The sequence below is a fragment of the Streptomyces sp. WAC 01529 genome (assembly GCF_003945545.1).
Classification (GTDB): domain Bacteria; phylum Actinomycetota; class Actinomycetes; order Streptomycetales; family Streptomycetaceae; genus Streptomyces; species Streptomyces anatolicus.
Genome location: NZ_CP029617.1, coordinates 5,399,916 through 5,418,063 on the forward strand (window position 1 = coordinate 5,399,916; position 18,148 = coordinate 5,418,063).

At 73.0% G+C, this 18,148-nt stretch carries 17 protein-coding genes; 12 read left to right on the plus strand and 5 right to left on the minus strand.

Annotation, left to right across the window (positions count from 1 at the left end; all coding sequences use genetic code 11):
• Positions 1-48 precede the first annotated feature (48 nt).
• Entirely contained in the window at positions 49-417 is a 369-nt protein-coding gene (locus DMA15_RS24315) for a nuclear transport factor 2 family protein (RefSeq protein WP_125514882.1), read from the plus strand.
• A 73-nt stretch (positions 418-490) separates the two neighbouring features.
• A complete protein-coding gene (locus DMA15_RS24320) occupies positions 491-2,044 on the plus strand; it encodes an MmgE/PrpD family protein (protein WP_125514883.1) in 1,554 nt (517 codons plus the stop codon).
• Between the two features lie 13 nt (positions 2,045-2,057).
• Here the strand turns inward: DMA15_RS24320 and DMA15_RS24325 are convergent, their stop codons facing one another.
• Complete coding sequence (locus DMA15_RS24325) at positions 2,058-2,711, minus strand: ScbR family autoregulator-binding transcription factor (protein ID WP_240659917.1); 654 nt, start codon at positions 2,709-2,711, stop codon at positions 2,058-2,060.
• Positions 2,712-2,940: 229 nt separating this feature from the next.
• Here DMA15_RS24325 and DMA15_RS24330 point away from each other — a divergent pair, with 229 nt between their 5' ends.
• Entirely contained in the window at positions 2,941-3,963 is a 1,023-nt protein-coding gene (locus DMA15_RS24330; RefSeq protein ID WP_125514885.1) for a ScbA/BarX family gamma-butyrolactone biosynthesis protein, read from the plus strand.
• A 28-nt stretch (positions 3,964-3,991) separates the two neighbouring features.
• Here DMA15_RS24330 and DMA15_RS24335 read toward each other — a convergent pair whose 3' ends face one another.
• Positions 3,992-4,585: a TetR/AcrR family transcriptional regulator gene (locus DMA15_RS24335; RefSeq protein ID WP_240659918.1), complete on the minus strand. Its 594-nt coding sequence runs from the start codon at positions 4,583-4,585 to the stop codon at positions 3,992-3,994.
• A gap of 102 nt (positions 4,586-4,687) precedes the next feature.
• Here DMA15_RS24335 and DMA15_RS24340 point away from each other — a divergent pair, with 102 nt between their 5' ends.
• Together DMA15_RS24340 and DMA15_RS24345 are read left to right on the plus strand one after the other, a co-directional pair.
• Entirely contained in the window at positions 4,688-5,911 is a 1,224-nt protein-coding gene (locus DMA15_RS24340) for an oxidoreductase (protein WP_125514887.1), read from the plus strand.
• The gene (locus DMA15_RS24345) at positions 5,898-6,539 is read left to right on the plus strand and encodes an HAD-IB family hydrolase (protein ID WP_125514888.1); all 642 of its coding nucleotides are present in this window, start codon (positions 5,898-5,900) and stop codon (positions 6,537-6,539) included. The genes DMA15_RS24340 and DMA15_RS24345 overlap by 14 nt, the downstream gene beginning before the upstream one ends.
• Before the next feature lie 15 nt (positions 6,540-6,554).
• Here DMA15_RS24345 and DMA15_RS24350 read toward each other — a convergent pair whose 3' ends face one another.
• From DMA15_RS24350 to DMA15_RS24360, 3 genes are read right to left on the minus strand one after another with little or no spacing between them, the layout of a single operon-like run.
• Positions 6,555-7,475 carry a hypothetical protein gene (locus tag DMA15_RS24350; RefSeq protein WP_125514889.1) on the minus strand — a complete coding sequence of 307 codons (921 nt, stop codon included), beginning with the start codon at positions 7,473-7,475 and terminating at the stop codon, positions 6,555-6,557.
• The gene (locus tag DMA15_RS24355) at positions 7,472-8,074 is read right to left on the minus strand and encodes an RNA polymerase sigma factor (RefSeq protein ID WP_125514890.1); all 603 of its coding nucleotides are present in this window, start codon (positions 8,072-8,074) and stop codon (positions 7,472-7,474) included. The genes DMA15_RS24350 and DMA15_RS24355 overlap by 4 nt, the downstream gene beginning before the upstream one ends.
• 50 nt (positions 8,075-8,124) lie before the next feature.
• Entirely contained in the window at positions 8,125-9,270 is a 1,146-nt protein-coding gene (locus DMA15_RS24360) for a pyridoxal-phosphate dependent enzyme (protein WP_125514891.1), read from the minus strand.
• 355 nt (positions 9,271-9,625) lie between these two features.
• Here DMA15_RS24360 and DMA15_RS24365 point away from each other — a divergent pair, with 355 nt between their 5' ends.
• The 7 genes from DMA15_RS24365 to DMA15_RS24395 all read left to right on the plus strand — a co-directional run bounded on the left by DMA15_RS24365 (position 9,626) and on the right by DMA15_RS24395 (position 17,986).
• Positions 9,626-11,200 (plus strand): S8 family peptidase, encoded by a 1,575-nt coding sequence (locus DMA15_RS24365; RefSeq protein ID WP_125514892.1) that lies wholly within the window; start codon positions 9,626-9,628, stop codon positions 11,198-11,200.
• Between the two features lie 227 nt (positions 11,201-11,427).
• A complete protein-coding gene (locus DMA15_RS24370) occupies positions 11,428-12,648 on the plus strand; it encodes an alpha/beta hydrolase (RefSeq protein WP_125514893.1) in 1,221 nt (406 codons plus the stop codon).
• Between the two features lie 112 nt (positions 12,649-12,760).
• A complete protein-coding gene (locus DMA15_RS24375) occupies positions 12,761-13,516 on the plus strand; it encodes a GntR family transcriptional regulator (RefSeq protein ID WP_125514894.1) in 756 nt (251 codons plus the stop codon).
• 386 nt (positions 13,517-13,902) lie between these two features.
• Positions 13,903-14,091 carry an SPOR domain-containing protein gene (locus DMA15_RS24380; RefSeq protein ID WP_125514895.1) on the plus strand — a complete coding sequence of 63 codons (189 nt, stop codon included), beginning with the start codon at positions 13,903-13,905 and terminating at the stop codon, positions 14,089-14,091.
• Positions 14,092-14,152: 61 nt separating this feature from the next.
• Complete coding sequence (locus DMA15_RS24385; RefSeq protein WP_125514896.1) at positions 14,153-14,551, plus strand: (deoxy)nucleoside triphosphate pyrophosphohydrolase; 399 nt, start codon at positions 14,153-14,155, stop codon at positions 14,549-14,551.
• Between the two features lie 127 nt (positions 14,552-14,678).
• A complete protein-coding gene (locus tag DMA15_RS24390) occupies positions 14,679-15,095 on the plus strand; it encodes an ATP-binding protein (protein WP_125514897.1) in 417 nt (138 codons plus the stop codon).
• Positions 15,096-15,268: 173 nt separating this feature from the next.
• A complete protein-coding gene (locus DMA15_RS24395) occupies positions 15,269-17,986 on the plus strand; it encodes a SpoIIE family protein phosphatase (protein ID WP_125514898.1) in 2,718 nt (905 codons plus the stop codon).
• Positions 17,987-18,148: the final 162 nt, after the last annotated feature.

An 18,148-nucleotide genomic window follows, 5' to 3' on the forward strand; every position in this document is an offset into this window, starting at 1 on the left:
CTTACGGCCCTTACCACCCTTACGAATCCTTTCGACCAAGGAGACCTCATGAGCGACCTCAGCAACACCGTCACCCGCTACCTCGCCATCTGGAACGAGGCCGACGCCGACAAGCGCGCCGCGGCGATCGCCGAACTCTTCACCGCTGACGCCCCCTACATCGACCCGCTCGCCGCGGTCGAGGGCCACGAGGGCGTCGCCGCGGTCATCGCGGGCGCCCGCGACCAGTTCAAGGGCCTCAGCTTCGAACTGATCGGCACGGTGGACACCCACCACAACATCGCCCGCTTCCAGTGGGGCCTGGTGACCGAGCCCGGCGCCGAGCCGATCGCCATCGGCTTCGATGTCGCGGTCACCGCCGACGACGGCCGCATCAAGGGCGTCTACGGCTTCCTCGACAAGGTCCCCGCGGCCTGATCACCCCGGGGCGGCCGTGCGCCACCGGCGTACCGCCGCCCCGGACCACACCGGTACAGGAAGGGTGCGGCACATGTCGGCAGTCCTCGCCGAACGCGTGGCCCGGACGCTGTGCGAGCAGTGGGAGCGGCCCCGACCCGCGGCGGCCCGCGCCGCCACGGACACGCCGCTGCGCGAACTCTCCGCGTGGGCCGCGCGGTTGCGCCCCCAGGACGTCCCCTGCCGGGTCCTCAAGCTCGCCGCCAGCCAGGTGCTCTCGCAGATCGCCTCCATCAGGGCGGGCCTCGCCCACCCGCTGGGCCGCAAGCTCGTCGCCGCCTTCGGCCACCCCATGCAGCGCGACCCGCGCGCCGCGGCGGGTGTCTTCGCCGCCCTCGGCTCCTGGCTCAACCTCGACGACACCGCGTACGCCGGTCATCTGTCGAACTCCACCGTCGCGGTGCCCCTCGCCTTCGCGTACGCCCGCAAGCTCGACGGGCTCTCTCTGCTGACGGCCGTCGTCGCGGCCAACGAGTGTGCGGCCCGCATCACCGCCTCCGCGACCCTCGGTCCGCTGCGCGGGCAGAGCGCCGTGCACACCCACCTCGCGGGCGCGGTGGCCGGCCGGCTGCACTGCGACCGCGCCCCCGCCGCCCAGTGGGAGAACGCCTTCGGCCTGGCCTTCGCGATGCCCAACTGGCCGCTGATGCGGGCCTTCCTCGCCAGCGACGCCCGGCTTTTCAACACCTTCACGCCCGTACGCACCGCCATGGACGCCTGTGACGCGGCGGCCGCCGGGCTGCGCGGCGCCCCCGACATCATCGAGCACCAGGACGGCTTCCTGGCCCGCTTCGCGACCGTGCCGCTGCCCCAGGCGGTGGCCAAGGGGCTCGGCCGCCGCTGGCACACCGACACCCTCTCCTTCAAGATGCACCCGGGCGGCCCCGGCATCGACGCGGCGGTGGACTGCGCCGCGGAGATCCACCGGGAGCTGGGCCCTCTCCGCCCGCGCGACGTGGCGGAGATCGTCGTCGAGGCGTCCCTCTACACCCTCTTCGCGGGCGAGCGCGCGGCCCAGTACGTCAACGGCCCGGGCTCCCCGCTCGGCGCCCTCGTCCTCGACGTGCCCTACCCGGTCGCCACCACGCTGCTGACCGGGGAGTTCTCGGTGGACGACTTCTCCTCGCCGCGCCTGGACGACCCCGACCGCTGGGAGCTGGCCGGGCGCGTACGCCTGGAGCACGACACGGGCATGACCCGCGAACTGTTCCTGTCCGACGCGCCGTTCGGGGAGGCCGTGCGCGAGGCCGGCCCGCTGGCCGCGCCCTGGCTGCGCGGCTTCGGCGGCGACGAACTGGTCGACCTCATCGGTGATCTCGGCACCGCGGGCCAGGACTTCACCCGCTCGACGAAGGCCACCGGCGCCCGGGTCACCGTACGGCTGACCGACGGCCGTACCGTGACGCGCGGCCGTCTCATCCCGGTCGGCGCGGCGGGCCCCGACACGCGCGCGCGCCACTCGGAGATGGTGCGCGAGAAGTTCCTCGCGGTCGGCGGCGCGCAGCAGGTGGCGGACACCGTGGGCGCGCTGCACCGCATGCGGCCGCGGGGTGTGCGGCGGTGGATAGAGGCGGCCTTCCTGGACTGACCGAGGGGCCCGGTCAGTCCGGCTGCCCGTACGCCGGCAGGAAGACGTCCACGATCTCCTGCACGCGGTCGACGACGTCCTGGCGGTTGGCCTGGACCCAGGAGATGTGCTGCGCGCCGAAGAGCGCGGACCGCAGCACGCGCGCCAGCGCGGCCGGGTCGGCGGTCTCCAGCGTGCCCGCCTTCCGGCAGTTCTCCAGGAGTTCGGTCAGCAGGTCGGTGAAGGCCACGTAGGGGACCGGCATCTCGACCTTGATGTAGGGCCGCTCGATCTGGAGCCGGGAGCCCGCCTTGATGAAGTCGTCGTCACGGAAGCCGCCGGCCACCGCCGTCATGACCTCCGCGACCGTCACGGGCGAGGACTGGTCGCCCTCCAGGACGGGGGCGATGATCTCGTTCAGCCTGCGGTAGAACTCGTCCGCCACGGCGGCGGCGATCGCCTCCTTGTTGGCGAAGTGGAAGTACACGGCCCCCTTGGTCAGCTCCGCCTCGTCGGCGACGTCCTTGATGGTGACGGCGGGGAAGCCGGACTCGGCGAAGACCGAGGCCGCCGCGCGGAGGATCGTCCTGCGGGTGTGGATGGCCCGCTCCTGCTTGAGGTGCGAGGTGTCGTCGGACGGGGTGGCGGTCGGCAGAGGGGGCAGCGGTGCCTTGCGTTCGTTGCTCATGGCTTCCATATCGTGCTGTGCGCCAACGTGACTGTACGCAGGGTGAGTTGGTGGTGATGGCACGTGGTTGCGGCTCTTGAAATATACCTTCTCGCAGGTATATTAATTCCCGCGCCGCAAGGCTTCACACGTCTGATCTCCGGCAAGTGTTCGTCCTGATTTGGGGGAAGCGTTGTCTCAGAATTCGGTCGTGCTCATCGATGATTCCAGAAACCGGGACGCCTCATCAATGGCCTCCACCGCGCCTGGCCTCACGTTCCTCAGACCCGTCCCGCGCGAGCTGGTGCACCGCAGCTCGATCGCGGAGGTCTTCGTCACGGACGGCTGTCGTGTAAGCGACAGCCGTTTCTCCGTCGCGGCCCAGTGGCCGCGCGACCACGCGCTCTACCACCCCGACGAGCAGGGGTTCAGCGATCCCATGCTCTTCGCGGAGACCATCCGCCAGGCCATGCTCTACGTGGCCCACGAGCACTTCGAGGTGCCGATCGGGCACCGGTTCGTCGGCCGCGATCTGTCCTTCGAGATCACCGACCCGGCCGCGCTGCGGATCGTCGGCGTGCCCGTGCCGGTGGTCCTGGAGACCGAGTGGACCTGGGAGGAGGGCCGGCCGCGGGGGGCCCGGCTCGACGTACGGCTGTTCGCGGGCGCCAAGCTCTGCGGCAGCGGCACGATCCGGGTCTACGTTATGGACGACAGGCGGTACGGACTGCTGCGGCGGATGGCGTGGGGCGGCGAGGCCCCGCCCGCCCCGGCCGCCGTCCGCGCCGCCGCCGCGCCGCTCGTACCGCCGCGCCGGGTCGGCCGGCTGCGCTGGAAGGACTGCGTCCTGGAGCGCTGCTGGCCGGACGGGGACTGGCAGCTGCGCCTCGACCGCGACCACGCGGTGCTCTTCGACCACCCCACCGACCACGTGCCGCTCATGGTCCTGATGGAGGGCTTCCGCCAGCTCGGCCACCTCTGCGTCCACGAGACGGTCGAGGAACCGCTCGGCGGCCAGGCGTTCACGCTGGTCGGCATGGAGGTGGAGTGCGCGGCCTTCGCCGAACTGAACGCACCGATCCGGCTCGTCGTCGAACAGAGCGTGCCCGGCCGCACCCCGGCCGACGCCTACCGGCTGCGCGTCGCGGCCCTCCAGGGAGACACCCTGCTGGCCAGGACCGACATGACGTGGGCGGGCACCGGAGCGCGCAGCCCCCGGGAGGCGGCGGGCCACTGGCCCGAGCCGGCCTCGCTGACCGGGCTCACCTCGTAGCCCCACCCCGCGGGCCCGCCCCGCGGCCTCACTGCCCTGATCTGCCCCGCAGGGCGTGGGACAGGACGTTCCACATGGCGGCCACCCGGCCGCCGGACTCCGGCCGTTCGTGGGCGGAGCCCATCCAGAACACACCGAAGAACGCGGCCACGAGCAGGTCGGCCACGGCCTTGGCGGACGCCGATGCCTCCCAGTGCCCCTCCTGCTGCACCTCGCCCACCAGGTCGAACACGGCCGAGTGGGTCCCCTCCAGCAAGGTCGCCGTCACCCCCGACGCCTGAGCGGTCTCCAGCGTCAGCCGGAGCGCGGCGCGAGCGCGCACATCGCACTGGAAGAGCTCTCCCAGGGTGAGCATGAGGGTCCGCAGCCGGTCGAGCGCCGGGCCGGTGGAGGCCTTCGCCTCACCCAGGGGGAGTTCGACCGCGGCGGTCAGGTGCGAGGACAGGACGGCGGCCAGCTCCTCCTTGTTGGAGAAGTGGCCGTAGAGGGCGCCCTTCGTCAGGCCGATCTGGTCGGCGATCTTCTGCAGGTTGGTGTTCGCGTAGCCGTACCGCGCGAACTCGTACGCGGCGGCGTCCAGGACGGCGTCGTATGTGCGCAAGGCCCGTGCTTGCTTCGGCAAGGTGCACACCTCCTTCACTGGGGATCGAGCGGCGAGGGACCGACGGCGCTAAAGATACGTTCAAGAACGAATTCTAATCGGCGAGAGAGGTGTATGCCACAGATGATTCAGTCACAGAGTTCACCGGCAGGACATCAGCGCTCCGGCGGCCACGCGCTGCCGCCCGCGGCGGTCGCGAGCGCCGCCAGGTCGGCGGCCGTCCACGCGGACGGCGCCGAGCGCGAACGACGGCTGCACGACGAGACCGTGGGGCTGCTGACCCGCGCCGGATTCGCCCGGCACTTCGTACCCCGCGCCTGGGGCGGCACCGAAGGCACCTTCGGCGCCCTCATCGACGCGGCCGCCACGGTCGGCGCGGGCTGCACCTCGGCCGCGTGGTGCGGCGCCCTGTGGGGCGCGCACGGCAGATTCGCCGCCTATCTGCCTCCCGACGGGCAGCGCGACCTCTGGGCGGCCTCGCCCGACACGCGGATCACCGCCGTGATGAGAGCGTCGGGCGAGGCCAGAGCCACCCGGGACGGCTGGCTGCTGAGCGGCACCTGGGCGTACGCGAGCGGGGTGGCCTTCGCCGACTGGCTGCTGCTCACCTCCACCGAGCCCGCCGAACAGGGCGGCCGCTGCCGGGTGTTCGCCGTCCCCCGCATGCGGGTCACCGTCCTCGACACCTGGGCGGCCGAAGGGATGCGCGGCACCGGCAGCCACACCGTCGTCGTCGAGTCCGTGCTCGTGCCCCGCCACCGCTCCTTCCTCATGGCCGACCTGACCGCGGGCACCCCCGGCCCCGGACGGTCCAGATGCCACACCGTCCCCGCCCAGCTCGGCGGCGGCCTCCTCTTCTGCGCCCCCGCCCTGGGCGCCGCCCGCCACGCTCTCGAGGCGTGGTCCCGAGGGGCGGCGCGCCGCGCCCCGGAGCTGTCCGACGCCGACGCGCTGCGGCTGCACCGGGTCCTCGCCGTGTCGGCGGACGAGATCGAGGCCGCCCAACTCCTGCTGCGGGACGCCGCGCAGAGCGCCGACTCCGGCACCTGGACCGAGCGGGACGTCGCGCGGAACCGGCGCATCGCGGCCTCGGCCGTCGGGCTGCTCGCGCGCGCGGTCGAGCGGCTCCACCGCACCGGCGTAGGCCCGGATCCGGCGGGCCGGGACGTCGTGGGGCGGTGCCGCCGCGACGTACGCACCGTGGCGGGCCACCGCATGCTGCGCCGGGAGCAGGCCGCGGTCGACTACGCCCGCAGCGTCTTCTCCGCCTTCTGTGAACCGACGCCCTCCGAAGTGCGGGCGACCGAGCGGGATTTGGCCCTGGAGGCTCCCCATGCCGACGTCTGAACGCCCCACCCGGCTCGTCTTCTCCGATGTCGACGAGACCCTGATCACCTGCAAGAGCCTTCTCGACTTCCTCGGCCACTACCTGGCGGGCCGGTACGGCGCCGAGGGGGAGCGCCGCGCGGCCGGGATCCGCGAGGACCTGCGCGCCAGGGTGGCCGCGGGCCTGCCGCGGGCCGAGGCGAACCGCGCGTACTACCGCGCCTGGCGGGGCGAACCGGTGGCGGCGGTCGAGGAGTGGGCCCGTAGCTGGTTCGCCGAACGCAGCGCCGCCGAGGGCTTCTACGTACGCCAGGTCGCCGCGGAGCTGCGCAGGCACCGGGCCGAGGGCGCGAGCATCGCCCTGGTCTCCGGCTCCTTCCGGCCGCTCCTCACCCCCCTCGCGGAGGCGGTCGGCGCCGAACACGTGCTCTGCGCCCGCCTGGAGCGGTGCGGCCGCGTCTACACCGGCGCGCTCCTCGGTGCTCCCGTCATCGGCGACGAGAAGCGCCGCCTGGTGCGCGAACTGCTGGACCGGTACGCGCACATCGACCCGGCGGACTGTTACGGCTACGGGGACGACCCGACCGACCTGCCGATGCTGTCGGAGGTGGGGCACGCGGTGCTGGTCGGGGCGCCCTCCTCCGGGTAGGGCGGCGGACCTCCCTCAGCCCCTCTTGTCCGCGGGCCCGTCCGCAAGCTTGTCCGCGGGTTTGTCCGCCGGGCCCACCTCCAGCCAGGTGTAGCGGTCCGCGGGGAGGGACTGGCCGCGGATCTTGTGGGTGTTCTCGAGGAGCAGGCCGGTGTCGGGGTCGACGACGTAGCGGTCCTTGGTCCAGTACGTCACGTCCTCGCCCGGGCCCGTGGAGTACCGCGCCTTGCGCGTCATCTCCACGGCGACACCCGGCCTGCCCTTGCTGTCCTCCACGTCACCGATCAGCTCGATGCCGGGGGTGTCCGCGAGGATCCGGAAGAGCGCGGATCGAAGCTTGGGACCGGCGGGGGAGTCCTCCAGCATGATCACGATCTGTTCGAACCGCCTCTCGGCGTCCTTCGGGAAGAGCGCGGCGAGCGCCTTCTCGTCGGTGGGCAGCTCGTCGAGCTGCGGCCAGGTCAGCCACTCCTCGCCCACCGGCCACTTCTTGACCTCGCCCGCCTCGCCGGAGCGGGCGTAGTAGGTGGTGAAGGTCCGCTTCCCGTCGTCCTGGTTGTCCGTCTCGACGCGTACCTTCCAGTACTCGGCGTCCGACGCGGGCGCCCCGGCGGCCACCCCCGCCATGTCGTCGAGGAACCGGCCCGCCGAGGCCGAGGCGGTCGCCGCGGGCTTCCCGCCCAGGTCGAGGACGGGGTAGGCCACGGCTCCCGCGGCGATCGCGGCCACGGCGGCGGTGGCGACGAGCAGCCTGCGGCGGCGCGGTACGGGACGCGTCCCCTCCCGCGCCGCGAAGGCCACGGCGGCCTGTGCCGCGGCCACCGCGCCCGGCCGGGGCGGCGCCACGTCACCCGCGGCGATCAGCTCCGCGGCGCCGGGGAAGTCGAGAAGGCCGGCGCGCTCGGTGCCTTCGCTGCCTTCGGTGCGTTCGGTCATGCCAGGTCTCCTGTCAGCTTGAGAGGTGCGTCGGCGCGCAGCCGGTTGCGGGCGCGGTGCAGCCGTGATCTGGCCGTCCCCGCCGGGATGCCGACGACCGCGGCGGCCTCGCCGGGTGTCAGCTGCTCCCAGGCGACGAGCAGCAGCAACTCTCGCTCCACCTCGGGGAGTTCGGTCAGCAGGGCGCACAGCCGCGGGGCGACCGCCGCCGCGTCGAGCCGTGCGTCCACCGCCTCCCACGGGTCGTCGCGGCCGTCACCCAGCCGTCCGGGGCGCTGCCGTTCGGTCCGCCGCCAGTGCGCCGACAGGACGTTCCTGGCCACTCCGAACAGCCAGGCCCGCACGGGCCCGCGGGCCGCGTCGAAGCCGTGCCGGGTGGAGTAGGCCTGGAGCCAGGCCTCGGCCAGCAGATCGTCCGCGGCGCCGGGCGCCCGCCGGGCGAAGTAGCCGTGCAGGGCGTCCGAGTGGCGGCGCACCAGCGGCTCGAAGGCCGAGGCGTCGCGCCCGGCGCGGGCGAGCAGTTCCTCGTCCGTCGCCGCGCCGCCCGTACCGGGGCCGTCCCGTTCATCGGGCGTGCCGTCCCGTTCATCCGGTGTCACGAGCCCTCCGTCTCCGACCGCCGGACGGCGGTCTCACCCCCTACTTGGCATCAGCCGCCCGCGGCGTTCGCGAGCCCCGTCCTCGCCCCCGCCCCGCACAGCGGAACCACCGCGGTCCGCTCGCCGAGCACCCCGTCCCGCACGGCCGCCCAGCAGGCCACGCCGGTCGGCTCGACGTACAGGCCGCGCCCCGCGAGATCCCGCTGGGCCGCCGCGATCTGCTCCTCCGTCACCGTCAGGAAGTCGCCCCCCGACTCCCGTACCGCGCGCAGGATCTGGCGCGCGCGGGGCGGGCGCGGGATCGCGATGCCCTCGGCGAGGGTGGGCGCGGGCTCACTCCCGCCGGCCCGGACCAGGTCGTCCGCGCCCGCCCGCCAGGCGTCGGCGAGCGGGGCGAGCGCCGCGGCCTGCACGGCGTAGAGCGCGGGCGCCTTCGCGATGAGTCCCGCCGCGTACAGCTCGCGCACCGCGAGGGCCGCGCCGAGCAGCAGCGTTCCGTTGCCGACGGGCACGACGAGGACGTCGGGCAGCCGGCCGCCCAGGTCCTCCCAGACTTCGTACACGTACGTCTTGGTGCCCTGGAGGAAGTAGGGGTTGTGGACGTGCGAGGCGTAGAAGGTGCCCGGCTCGTCGGCGGCGGCGCGGGCGGCGCGGGCCGCCGACTCCCGCCCGCCGTCGACGACTTCGAGCCGCGCCCCGTGCGCGCCGATCTGCTCCATCTTCTTCGGCGACGTGCCCGCGGGGACGTACACGGTGCAGGGGAGCGCGGCCCGCGCGCAGTACGCGGCGACGGCCGTGCCCGCGTTGCCGCTGCTGTCGGCGATGACGCGCTCGGGCCCGAGGCGCCGCGCGAGGGCGGCGAGCACGACCGCGCCCCGGTCCTTGAAGGACAGCGTCGGCATGAGGAAGTCCAGCTTGGCGCGGATGCCGTCGGTCAGCTCCACGACGGGCGTGCGGCCCTCGCCGAGCGAGATCGCGGGGGCGGGCAGCGGCAGGCACTCCGCGTACCGCCAGAGCGAATTGACGCGCCCGGCAAGGGACTTGAGCTGCCCGGGAGTGGGGGAGAAGTCCAGGTCGAGGGGGCCGCGGCAGACGGGGCAGGCCCATTCGAGCGAGCCCGCCGGGACGCGTGCCCCGTCGGCGGGGCAGTAGGAGTCCGGCAGGGCGTGGGCGCTCGTGGCGGTCGTGACGGTCATGCGCGCAGGCTAATCGGGCAGGCGGATCGAGCAGGCCGGCCGCTCCCGGCCCGCCGACCGGACGGCACGTGACCCGTGGGGCGGGCGGTGACAGTGATACATGGAGTGTGCGTGGCGGTCGTGTTACGTCCGGTCGTGACTCTTGTGGGATTCCTATGGATCAGCCAATCTTTCGTCCCGACGGAGGCGGAATCCCGTACGGCAGGGCACGTCCATGTGAATGTACGCGTACAGATGTACGTACATATTGACATGTCCCTGTCGAGTACCCCTGTCGGGCGACGCCTCCGCATGTGTGGGCACCACCAGCACCAATCCCCCACCAGCGCACCACCTATTGAGGAGGACCCCTCAGATGGCAGTGATGCGTCATACCCGCCGAAGACTGGCCGGGATCAGCGCGACAGCGGTCGCGGCCCTCGCCCTCGGCGTCGTCTCCGCCCTCCCGGCCAACGCCCAGCCGGAGCGCGCGGAAGGCAGGATCGAGAACGCCGGCGCCCCCGGCACGATCAAGAACAGCTACATCGTGAGCCTCGGCAAGGACGCCCCGAAGGCCCGCTCCGCCGAGGGCCGAGCCCTCGCCAAGGAGTACGGCGCCGAGATCGAGCGGACCTACGACAAGGCCCTCAACGGCTACGCGGTCGAGCTGACGGAGGCCGAGGCGAAGAAGTTCGCCGCCGACCCCGCGGTCGACGCGGTCGTCCAGAACCGGACGTTCACTGCCTCCGCGACCCAGACCAACCCGCCCTCCTGGGGTCTGGACCGCATCGACCAGAAGAACCTGCCGCTGGACCAGAAGTACACCTACCCGGACTCCGCGGGCGAGGGTGTCACGGCGTACGTCATCGACACCGGCGTCCGCATCAGCCACACCGACTTCGGTGGCCGCGCCTCCTACGGCTATGACGCCATCGACAACGACAACACCGCGCAGGACGGCCACGGCCACGGCACGCACGTCGCCGGTACCGTCGCGGGCACCCTGCACGGCGTCGCCAAGAAGGCCAAGATCGTCGGCGTCCGCGTGCTGAACAACCAGGGCTCGGGCACCACCGCCCAGGTCGTCGCGGGCATCGACTGGGTGACCAAGAACGCCGTCAAGCCCGCCGTCGCCAACATGTCGCTCGGCGGCGGCGCCGACAGCGCGCTCGACACGGCCGTACGCAACTCCATCGCGTCCGGCATCACCTACGCGGTCGCGGCCGGCAACGAGTCGACCGACGCGTCCACGAAGTCCCCCGCGCGCGTCCAGGAGGCCATCACCGTCGGCGCCACGACCAGCACCGACGCCAGGGCCAGCTACTCCAACTACGGCAGCGTCCTGGACATCTTCGCCCCGGGCTCCTCGATCACCTCGGCGTGGAACTCCGGCGACTCGGCGACCAACACCATCTCCGGTACGTCGATGGCGTCCCCGCACGTCGCGGGCGCGGCGGCGATCTACGTGGGCCAGAACCCGTCGGCGACCCCGGCGCAGGTCTCCACCGCCCTCGTCAACGCCTCCTCGACCGGCGTCGTCACCAGCCCCGGCACGGGCTCGCCCAACCGCCTGCTGAACGTGACGGGCGGCACCACCAACCCGCCGGGCCCGAAGTTCACCAACGACACGGACTACGCGATCGCGGACAACGCCACGGCGGAGTCCCCGGTGACCGTGACCGGCGTCCCGGGCAACGCGCCCGCCGCCCTGAGCGTGCCGGTGACCATCCAGCACACGTACATCGGCGACCTCCAGGTCCAGCTGATCGCCCCCGACGGCACGGCCTACACCCTCAAGGGCTATGGCACCGGCGGCAGTTCGGACAACATCAACACCACGTACACGGTGAACGCCTCCTCGGAGACGGCCAACGGCACGTGGAAACTCCGGGTCAGCGACAACGCGGCCCAGGACACCGGGAAGATCGACACGTGGAGCCTGCAGTTCTGACCGGCCTCTCGTGAGCACGTGACTCGCCCTCGCGGTACGGCACCGGGTCAGCGACCCGGCCGGCCGCGAGGGCGAGGCGCGTGGTGCGGGAGCGAGGCGCGTGGCGCGGGCGGCAACTCCCGCCGCGGGCGGCAACTCCCGCGCCGGGCCCGCCGCTTCGCCCGCGCCACCCGCGAGGGGCGCCCGGCCTAAGGGCTTTTTGTCCGCTTCTGTGATAGTTCTTCGGTGTGACGTCCGTCGTGCCACCGCCCCTCGTGGCCAGGGTCCTGCTGCTCGCCGGCGGGAGTCTGAACGCGGCGCTCGCCGTTCTCGTCGCCTCCCCGCTGCCCCGCGTCCCGCTCCTGGTGCTCGTCGCGGCCGCGATCACCTCCTGGGGGCTGCTGCTCGTGGCGCCGGGGCTGCTCGGTCTCGCCGCCGCCGCCCTCGCGGGGCGGCGCCACCCCTGGTGCGCGGGGCTCGCCTCACTCGCGTCCTTCGCGGCGCTCGTCTACGGAGTGATGCCCTACGCCGCCGCGTACGGCACGGCCGCACGGCAGGGGCAACCGCTCACTCCCGCCGATTACTTCGACGGCGTCAACTACGCCAAGGTGCCCGACCGCTCCCGTACGGTCACCTACGCGCGCGTGGGCGACCGCGAGGCGCGCGGGCGGCGGGGGCACGGGCACAGGCTGGAGCTGGACCTGTGGGCCCTGCCCAAGCGGGCGGGAGTGCGCCACCCCGCGGTCGTCTGGGTGCACGGCGGGGGCTGGAACAAGGGGCACCGCAGTCAGACCCCCGAGTGGAACCGGTGGTTCAACGCGCGCGGGTGGTCCGTCTTCGACATCGACTACCGCCTCGCGCCCCACGCCACCCAGCTCGACCAGATCGGCGACGTGAAGTGCGCGGTCGGCTGGGTCAAGCGCCACGCGCGCGCATACGGCGTCGACCCCGACCGCCTGCTGCTCGTGGGCAGTTCGGCCGGCGGCAACCTCGCGCTCTCCGCCGCCTACACCGACGGCGACAGCCGGGTCCCGGCCTCCTGCGAGGCGGGGGACAGCTCGGTCTCGGGGGTCATCTCGCTCTACGGGCCCACCGACATGCGCCGCCTGATCGCCGGCACCGCGCTGCGCGCCGACCCCATGATGGCGCGCCTGATGGGCGGTTCGGCAGCCTCCGCCCCCGCCCGCTACCGCCTCGGCTCACCCGCGCGGCTGGTGCGGGGCGACCTGCCCCCGACCCTGCTGCTGCACGGCGGCGCGGACCGCGCGGTGCCGGTGGCGCAGGCGCGCGAGCTGGCGCGGCGCCTGAAGGGGGCCGGGGCCCCGGCGACGTACGTCGAACTGCCGTGGGCCGATCACTGTTTCGACGTGAACTGGGGCGGCTGGGGCAGCCAGATCGCCCGCGCGGCGACCGAACGTTTCCTCAGCACGCTTGATCGTTCGCCATATCGGGGTAAGAGCCCTGCGTAAAGACCTGCGAGGGTAGAAATCATCACTTCGAGTGATTCCTTGGCCTTGGGTTGCAGCCAACAACCCACGGTTGCCAGGCTGTAGCTGTCTGTCAACCTGATGGGAGTGGCCAGTGACTTTCGGTGAGCAGCCGGCGTATCTGCGCGTCGCGGGTGATCTTCGCAAGAAGATCGTCGACGGTTCGCTCCCGCCGCACACCCGGCTCCCCTCGCAGGCCAGAATCCGCGAGGAGTACGGCGTCTCGGACACGGTCGCCCTGGAGGCGCGCAAGGTCCTGATGGCCGAGGGTCTGGTCGAGGGCCGCTCCGGCTCGGGGACGTATGTGCGCGAGCACCCCGTCCCCCGCAAGATCATCCGCACCGGGTACCGCGCGGTGAACGGCGGCTCGACCCCCTTCCGCCAGGAGCAGGCCGCCGACGGCGCGCGCGGCACCTGGGAGTCCCGCAGCGAGCAGGCCGAGGCGGGCGCCGGGATCGCCGAGCGCCTCGGCATCCGCCCGGGCGACCGCGTGATGTGCACCAAGTACGTGTTCCGGGACGCGGGGGAGGCGATGATGCTCTCCACCTCCTGGGAGCCCCTCGCCGTCACGGGCCGCACCCCCGTGATGCTCCCCGAGGAGGGCCCGCTCGGCGGCTGCGGGGTGGTGGACCGCATGGCGGCCATCGACGTCGTCGTGGACAACGTCGCGGAGGAGGTCGGCGCCCGCCCCGGCCTCGCCGAGGAGCTGACCGCGCTCGGCGGCGTCCCCGGCCATGTGGTCATCGTCGTCCAGCGGACGTACTACGCCTCGGGCCGCCCGGTCGAGACGGCCGACATCGTCGTCCCCGCCGACCGGTACCGCGTCGCGTACCACCTGCCCGTGAAGTGACGCCCGGCGGCGAGCCCTGGAGATGGGCCTGGCTCGCCGGGGGGCGGGTTTCGGCTCTTTCGGGTCGACCCTCGCGTCCCTCGGCTATGCGTCTTTCCCGTGCGAGACGCACACGCGGGGAACCCGCCGCCCCGCGGACCGAGGTGCTCACGCCCCAGGTGCCGACATCGCCGACTGCCCGTCCAGCGGGCCCCGGGGGCGCATCCACGCGGTGCGCCCCCGGCCGTTGTCGCCCCGATGGCCGATTGACTACGGCCTGCGTATCTCTTTGTGCAAACTCGTATCCGCTGAGTAAAGGTCGGGCGTAGGCTCGGGCATATGCGGATTGCGGTTTCCTTGGTGATCGAGGCGTGGCGCGCGCCGGGGGCGGCGAGCGGAGGAACGCGATGAACGACGGGACGGTCCTGCTGCCCTGGTTCGTCATACGACAGGACGACGACGGCAACCGCTATCGCGTGGGCAGGTTCGCGACGAAGGCCGAGGCCCAGAAGATCGCGGACAGCCTCGACGATCTCGGCTCCGACCAGCTGTACTCGGTCGAGCGGCTGAGCCAGAACGGCGGCGGGCGGCAGTAGCCCAGGGGGCGGCGGGACCCGATGCGCCGGACATCTCCGGACAGGCCCTAGGCTCCCGCGCATGAACGAACGCATTGTGGTGGGCGCGGCCCTGTACGACCAAGGGCGCCTGCTCGCCGCGCGGCGCAGCGCGCCCCCCGAACTCGCGGGCGGCTGGGAGCTGCCGGGCGGCAAGGTCGAACCGGGTGAGCGGTGCGAGGACGCGCTCGTACGCGAGCTGCGTGAGGAACTGGGCGTCGAGGCGGAGATCCTGGAGCGCGTGCCGGGCCAGTGGCCGCTCGCCAAGGGATACGCCCTGCGGGTGTGGAAGGCCCGACTCCGCTCGGGAGTGCCCGAGCCTCTCCAAGACCATGACGAACTGCGCTGGCTCGCCCCTGACCAGGTCTGGTCGGTCGAGTGGCTGAGCGCGGACGTGCCCGCGGTCACCGCGGCGCTCGAACTGCCGCACGTCGCGCACTGACACCTCCCGCGCACCTCCTACGCCGTTCGTGCCACAGTGCGCCCCATTACGCGGTAAAGCCACCCAGATATCGGGTATGTGCCCATTAACCGCCCGAAATCGGACAGGTTCTGCCGATGGTCTGGAAGTGATCGGCGTGATCGACACCGAAGGCGACTGCGCCGAGTGGGACTTCCCCGCCGACCCCGGCGCCGTCCGCACCGCCCGCTCCGTCGTCCGCGAGCAGCTCGGCGACTGGGGCCTCGCACCCCTCGGTGACGTCACCGCCCTGCTGGTGAGCGAGCTGGTCACGAACTCCCTGCGGCACGCCTCCGGGCCCATCGGCGTACGCCTCGTGCGCCCCGCCGACCCGCTGGGCACCCTCCTCGTGGAGGTGTCGGACCCGCTCCCCGACCCGCCGCTCGCCCGCACCGCCGCGCCCGACGACGAGGGCGGCCGCGGCCTCCAGCTGGTGGCCCGCTCCTCGCGGAGCTGGGGCACGCGTCCCGGCCGCCCGGGCAGCACGGGGAAGACGGTGTGGTTCGAGCTGGCGCTGCCGGGTTAGAAGACTTGCAGTGTGCGAAGGGCGTCGGGCACAAGAGCCGCACGGGCCAAAAAGCGACGAGTCCGTGCTGTGATCGTGAACGCCGTGTGGCGCGGCACCGTAGTGCTGGATACTGCGGTCAGCCGTACGCGGCGGCCGGTGCCGGACGCGGTGAGCTGGAGGGGACGGTTCGCGTGAGCGAGATACCAGCGAAGGCGACGGAGCCCGAGAGGCCGTCGGGCGACGCGCAGGCCGAGCGGCCGTCGGGTGACCCGGCGGCCGGAGAGTCGAGCGGTGACGCGGCGGGGGAGGGGTCCGGCGACGTGCCGGCCGGTCCGACGGCCGACATGACCTGGCAGAGCAGCCCGCCCGGCTCGATCTACGACTACATCAAGGTCGCCTCCTTTTCGATCGGCCCCGACGGCCTCGTCGACCAGTGGAGCGTGCGCGCCGAGCGGCTGTTCGGCGTGGCCGCGCGCGACGCGGTCGGCAAGGACCCCATCGAGGCGTTCGTGCCGCCCGAGCTGCGCGCCGACGGTCACCGCAAGATGGCGGAGATCCTCGACGGACGGGAGTGGACGGGCATCGTCCCCTTCCGCGTGCCCGAGGGCGAAGGCGGCGGCGGACCGGGCGGGCCCGGCGGACGCGGACCCGGCGGACCGGGCATGGCGGGCATGGAAGGCATCGCCGAGGTCTACGTTATGCCGACCGGCACGGAGGAGGGCGAGCGGGCCGCGGTCTGCATCGTCGTCGATGTCCGCGCGCTCCGGCAGATCGAGACGGACCTCGCCTCCTCGCAGGCCATTTTCGGCCAATCTCCCTTCGGCTTCCTGTTGTTCGGCACGGACCTCAAGGTGCTGCGGGCCAACCGCCGCTTCGCCGAGGTCTTCGGCGGCGGCGTCGAGGACCAGCGCGGCCGCACCGTCCACGACTACCTGCCGCGCCACGAGGCCGACCGCATGGCCGCCGCGATGAAGCGGGTCCTGGAGACCGGCGACGCCGTCACGGACATGCAGATCGTCGGCCCCACGCCCGGCGGCAAGGACCGCAGGCACTGGTCGATCAACCTCTACCGCGTGCACAGCGGGTCGGGCCGGCCCATCGGCGTCGCGGGGCTCGGCACCGACGTCACCCGGCGGCACGCGGCCGCCCGCGAGGCCGCCCAGGCCCGCCGCAACCTCGCCCTCCTGAACGAGGCGGGCGCCCGCATCGGCAACTCCCTCGACCTGGAGACGACCGCCAGGGAACTCCTCGACGTCGCCGTCCCCGGCTTCTGCGACCTCGCCTCCGTCGACCTCTACCAAGGCCTGCTCGACGGCGACGAGACGCCGCCCGGCCTCGCCGACGGCAGCGCGGAACTGCGCCGCGTGGCCTTCTCGAGCGCCGTCGCCGACGCCCCCTTCCCGGACGGCGGCTCGCCCGTCGACGTCGGCTCCGTGCACCGCTTCGCGTTCACCTCGCCCTGCGCCGACGCCCTGCGCGCGGCCCGCCCCCGGCTGACCACCGCGGAGGACGACGAGTCCGCGAGCCGGCTCACCGGCGGCCTCATCCAGTCGACGCTCGCGGTGCCGATGGTCGCCCACGACACCGTCGTCGGCCTCGCCCAGTTCTCCCGTACGAAGGGCAGCGAACCCTTCGGCGAGCGGGACCGGGCGCTCGCCGTCGAACTGGCCGCGCGCGCCGCCGTCTGCATCGACAACGCCCGCCTCTACCGCCGCGAGCACGAGCGCGCCCTGATACTGCAGCGGTCCCTGCTCCCGCCCGGCGACCCCGAGGCGTCCGGCCTGGACATCGCCTGCCGCTATCTGCCGGGCAACGCGGCCACGGAGGTCGGCGGCGACTGGTTCGACGTCATCGAACTGCCCGGCCACCGCACCGCCCTCGTCGTCGGCGACGTCATGGGCCGCGGCCTGCGCGCCGCCGTCGCCATGGGGGAGCTGCGCACCGCCGTGCGCACGCTGGCCCTCCTGGACCTGGAGCCCGCCGAGGTCCTCTCCGCCCTCGACGAGATCGCCCGCGGCCTCGGCAGCCCCGCCGGACCCCAGCAGAGCCCCCGAGCCGCCCGCAAGGCCGCGGACGCCGACCTCAGCGAGGTGTACCTCGCCACGTGCGTCTACGCGGTCTACGACGCCGTCACCCGCCGCTGTACGTTCGCCAACGCGGGGCATCTGCCGCCCGTACTCGTCGAGCCCGGCGAATCCGCGCTCATGCTCGACGTGCCGCCGGGCCTGCCGCTCGGGGTGGGCGGCGAACCCTTCGAGGACGTCGAGGTCGAACTCCCCGAGGGCGCCCTCCTCGCCCTCTACACCGACGGGCTCGTGGAGTCCCGCGACCACCCGCTCGACGAGGGCCTGAACGCGTTCGTACGCGCCCTCAACGACGCGCCTCCCGCCCTGGAGGACGTCTGCGACCACGTCCTCAACACCCTCGACACCCACCACGGCGAGGACGACATCGCCCTCCTGACGGCGCGTGTCCAGGGCCTGCCCGCCGAGCACGTCGGCGACTGGACGCTGCCGCGCGACCCCAAATCGGTGGGCCGCGCCCGCGAACTGGCCTGCGACCAGCTGCGCGACTGGGACCTGGAGCGCCTCTGCGACACGGCGGAGCTGCTCGTCAGCGAGCTGGTCACCAACGCCCTGCGGTATGGCGAGGGGGAGATCAGACTCCGCCTCCTGCTCGACCGCACCCTGGTCTGCGAGGTCTGGGACGGCGGCTTCGTCCAGCCGCGCCGCCGCCGGGCCCGCGACACCGACGAGGGCGGCCGCGGCCTCCAACTGGTCGGCCTGCTCAGCGCCGGCTGGGGCTCCCGGAGGACCCCGCGGGGCAAGACGGTCTGGTTCGAACTGGCGCTCCCCGACGGCGAGAACGAACCGATGGACCCGGCGGAGGCCCTGCTCAGCCTCTTCTGACCCCACGCCTGACGCGGGGTCGGCTGCGCGTACGCGGGTGTCATGTGCTGACGTCCCCGGGCCAGGCGTGCTGATGTCCCACGCGGACGTCCGCGTGCTTGGCGTGCTGACACACGCAGGGGCGCGTGCCGACCCCGTCGGCCTCCTGCGGACGCCGGGCGG

Bases quoted from the DNA above. Each gene is read 5' to 3' on its own strand.
- DMA15_RS24315 (WP_125514882.1), top strand. From the start codon at position 49: ATGAGCGACCTCAGCAACACCGTCACCCGCTACCTCGCCATCTGGAAC.
- DMA15_RS24320 (WP_125514883.1), top strand. From the start codon at position 491: ATGTCGGCAGTCCTCGCCGAACGCGTGGCCCGGACGCTGTGCGAGCAG.
- DMA15_RS24325 (WP_240659917.1), bottom strand. From the start codon at position 2,711: ATGAGCAACGAACGCAAGGCACCGCTGCCCCCTCTGCCGACCGCCACC.
- DMA15_RS24330 (WP_125514885.1), top strand. From the start codon at position 2,941: ATGGCCTCCACCGCGCCTGGCCTCACGTTCCTCAGACCCGTCCCGCGC.
- DMA15_RS24340 (WP_125514887.1), top strand. From the start codon at position 4,688: ATGATTCAGTCACAGAGTTCACCGGCAGGACATCAGCGCTCCGGCGGC.
- DMA15_RS24345 (WP_125514888.1), top strand. From the start codon at position 5,898: ATGCCGACGTCTGAACGCCCCACCCGGCTCGTCTTCTCCGATGTCGAC.
- DMA15_RS24350 (WP_125514889.1), bottom strand. From the start codon at position 7,475: ATGACCGAACGCACCGAAGGCAGCGAAGGCACCGAGCGCGCCGGCCTT.
- DMA15_RS24360 (WP_125514891.1), bottom strand. From the start codon at position 9,270: ATGACCGTCACGACCGCCACGAGCGCCCACGCCCTGCCGGACTCCTAC.
- DMA15_RS24365 (WP_125514892.1), top strand. From the start codon at position 9,626: ATGGCAGTGATGCGTCATACCCGCCGAAGACTGGCCGGGATCAGCGCG.
- DMA15_RS24380 (WP_125514895.1), top strand. From the start codon at position 13,903: ATGAACGACGGGACGGTCCTGCTGCCCTGGTTCGTCATACGACAGGAC.
- DMA15_RS24385 (WP_125514896.1), top strand. From the start codon at position 14,153: ATGAACGAACGCATTGTGGTGGGCGCGGCCCTGTACGACCAAGGGCGC.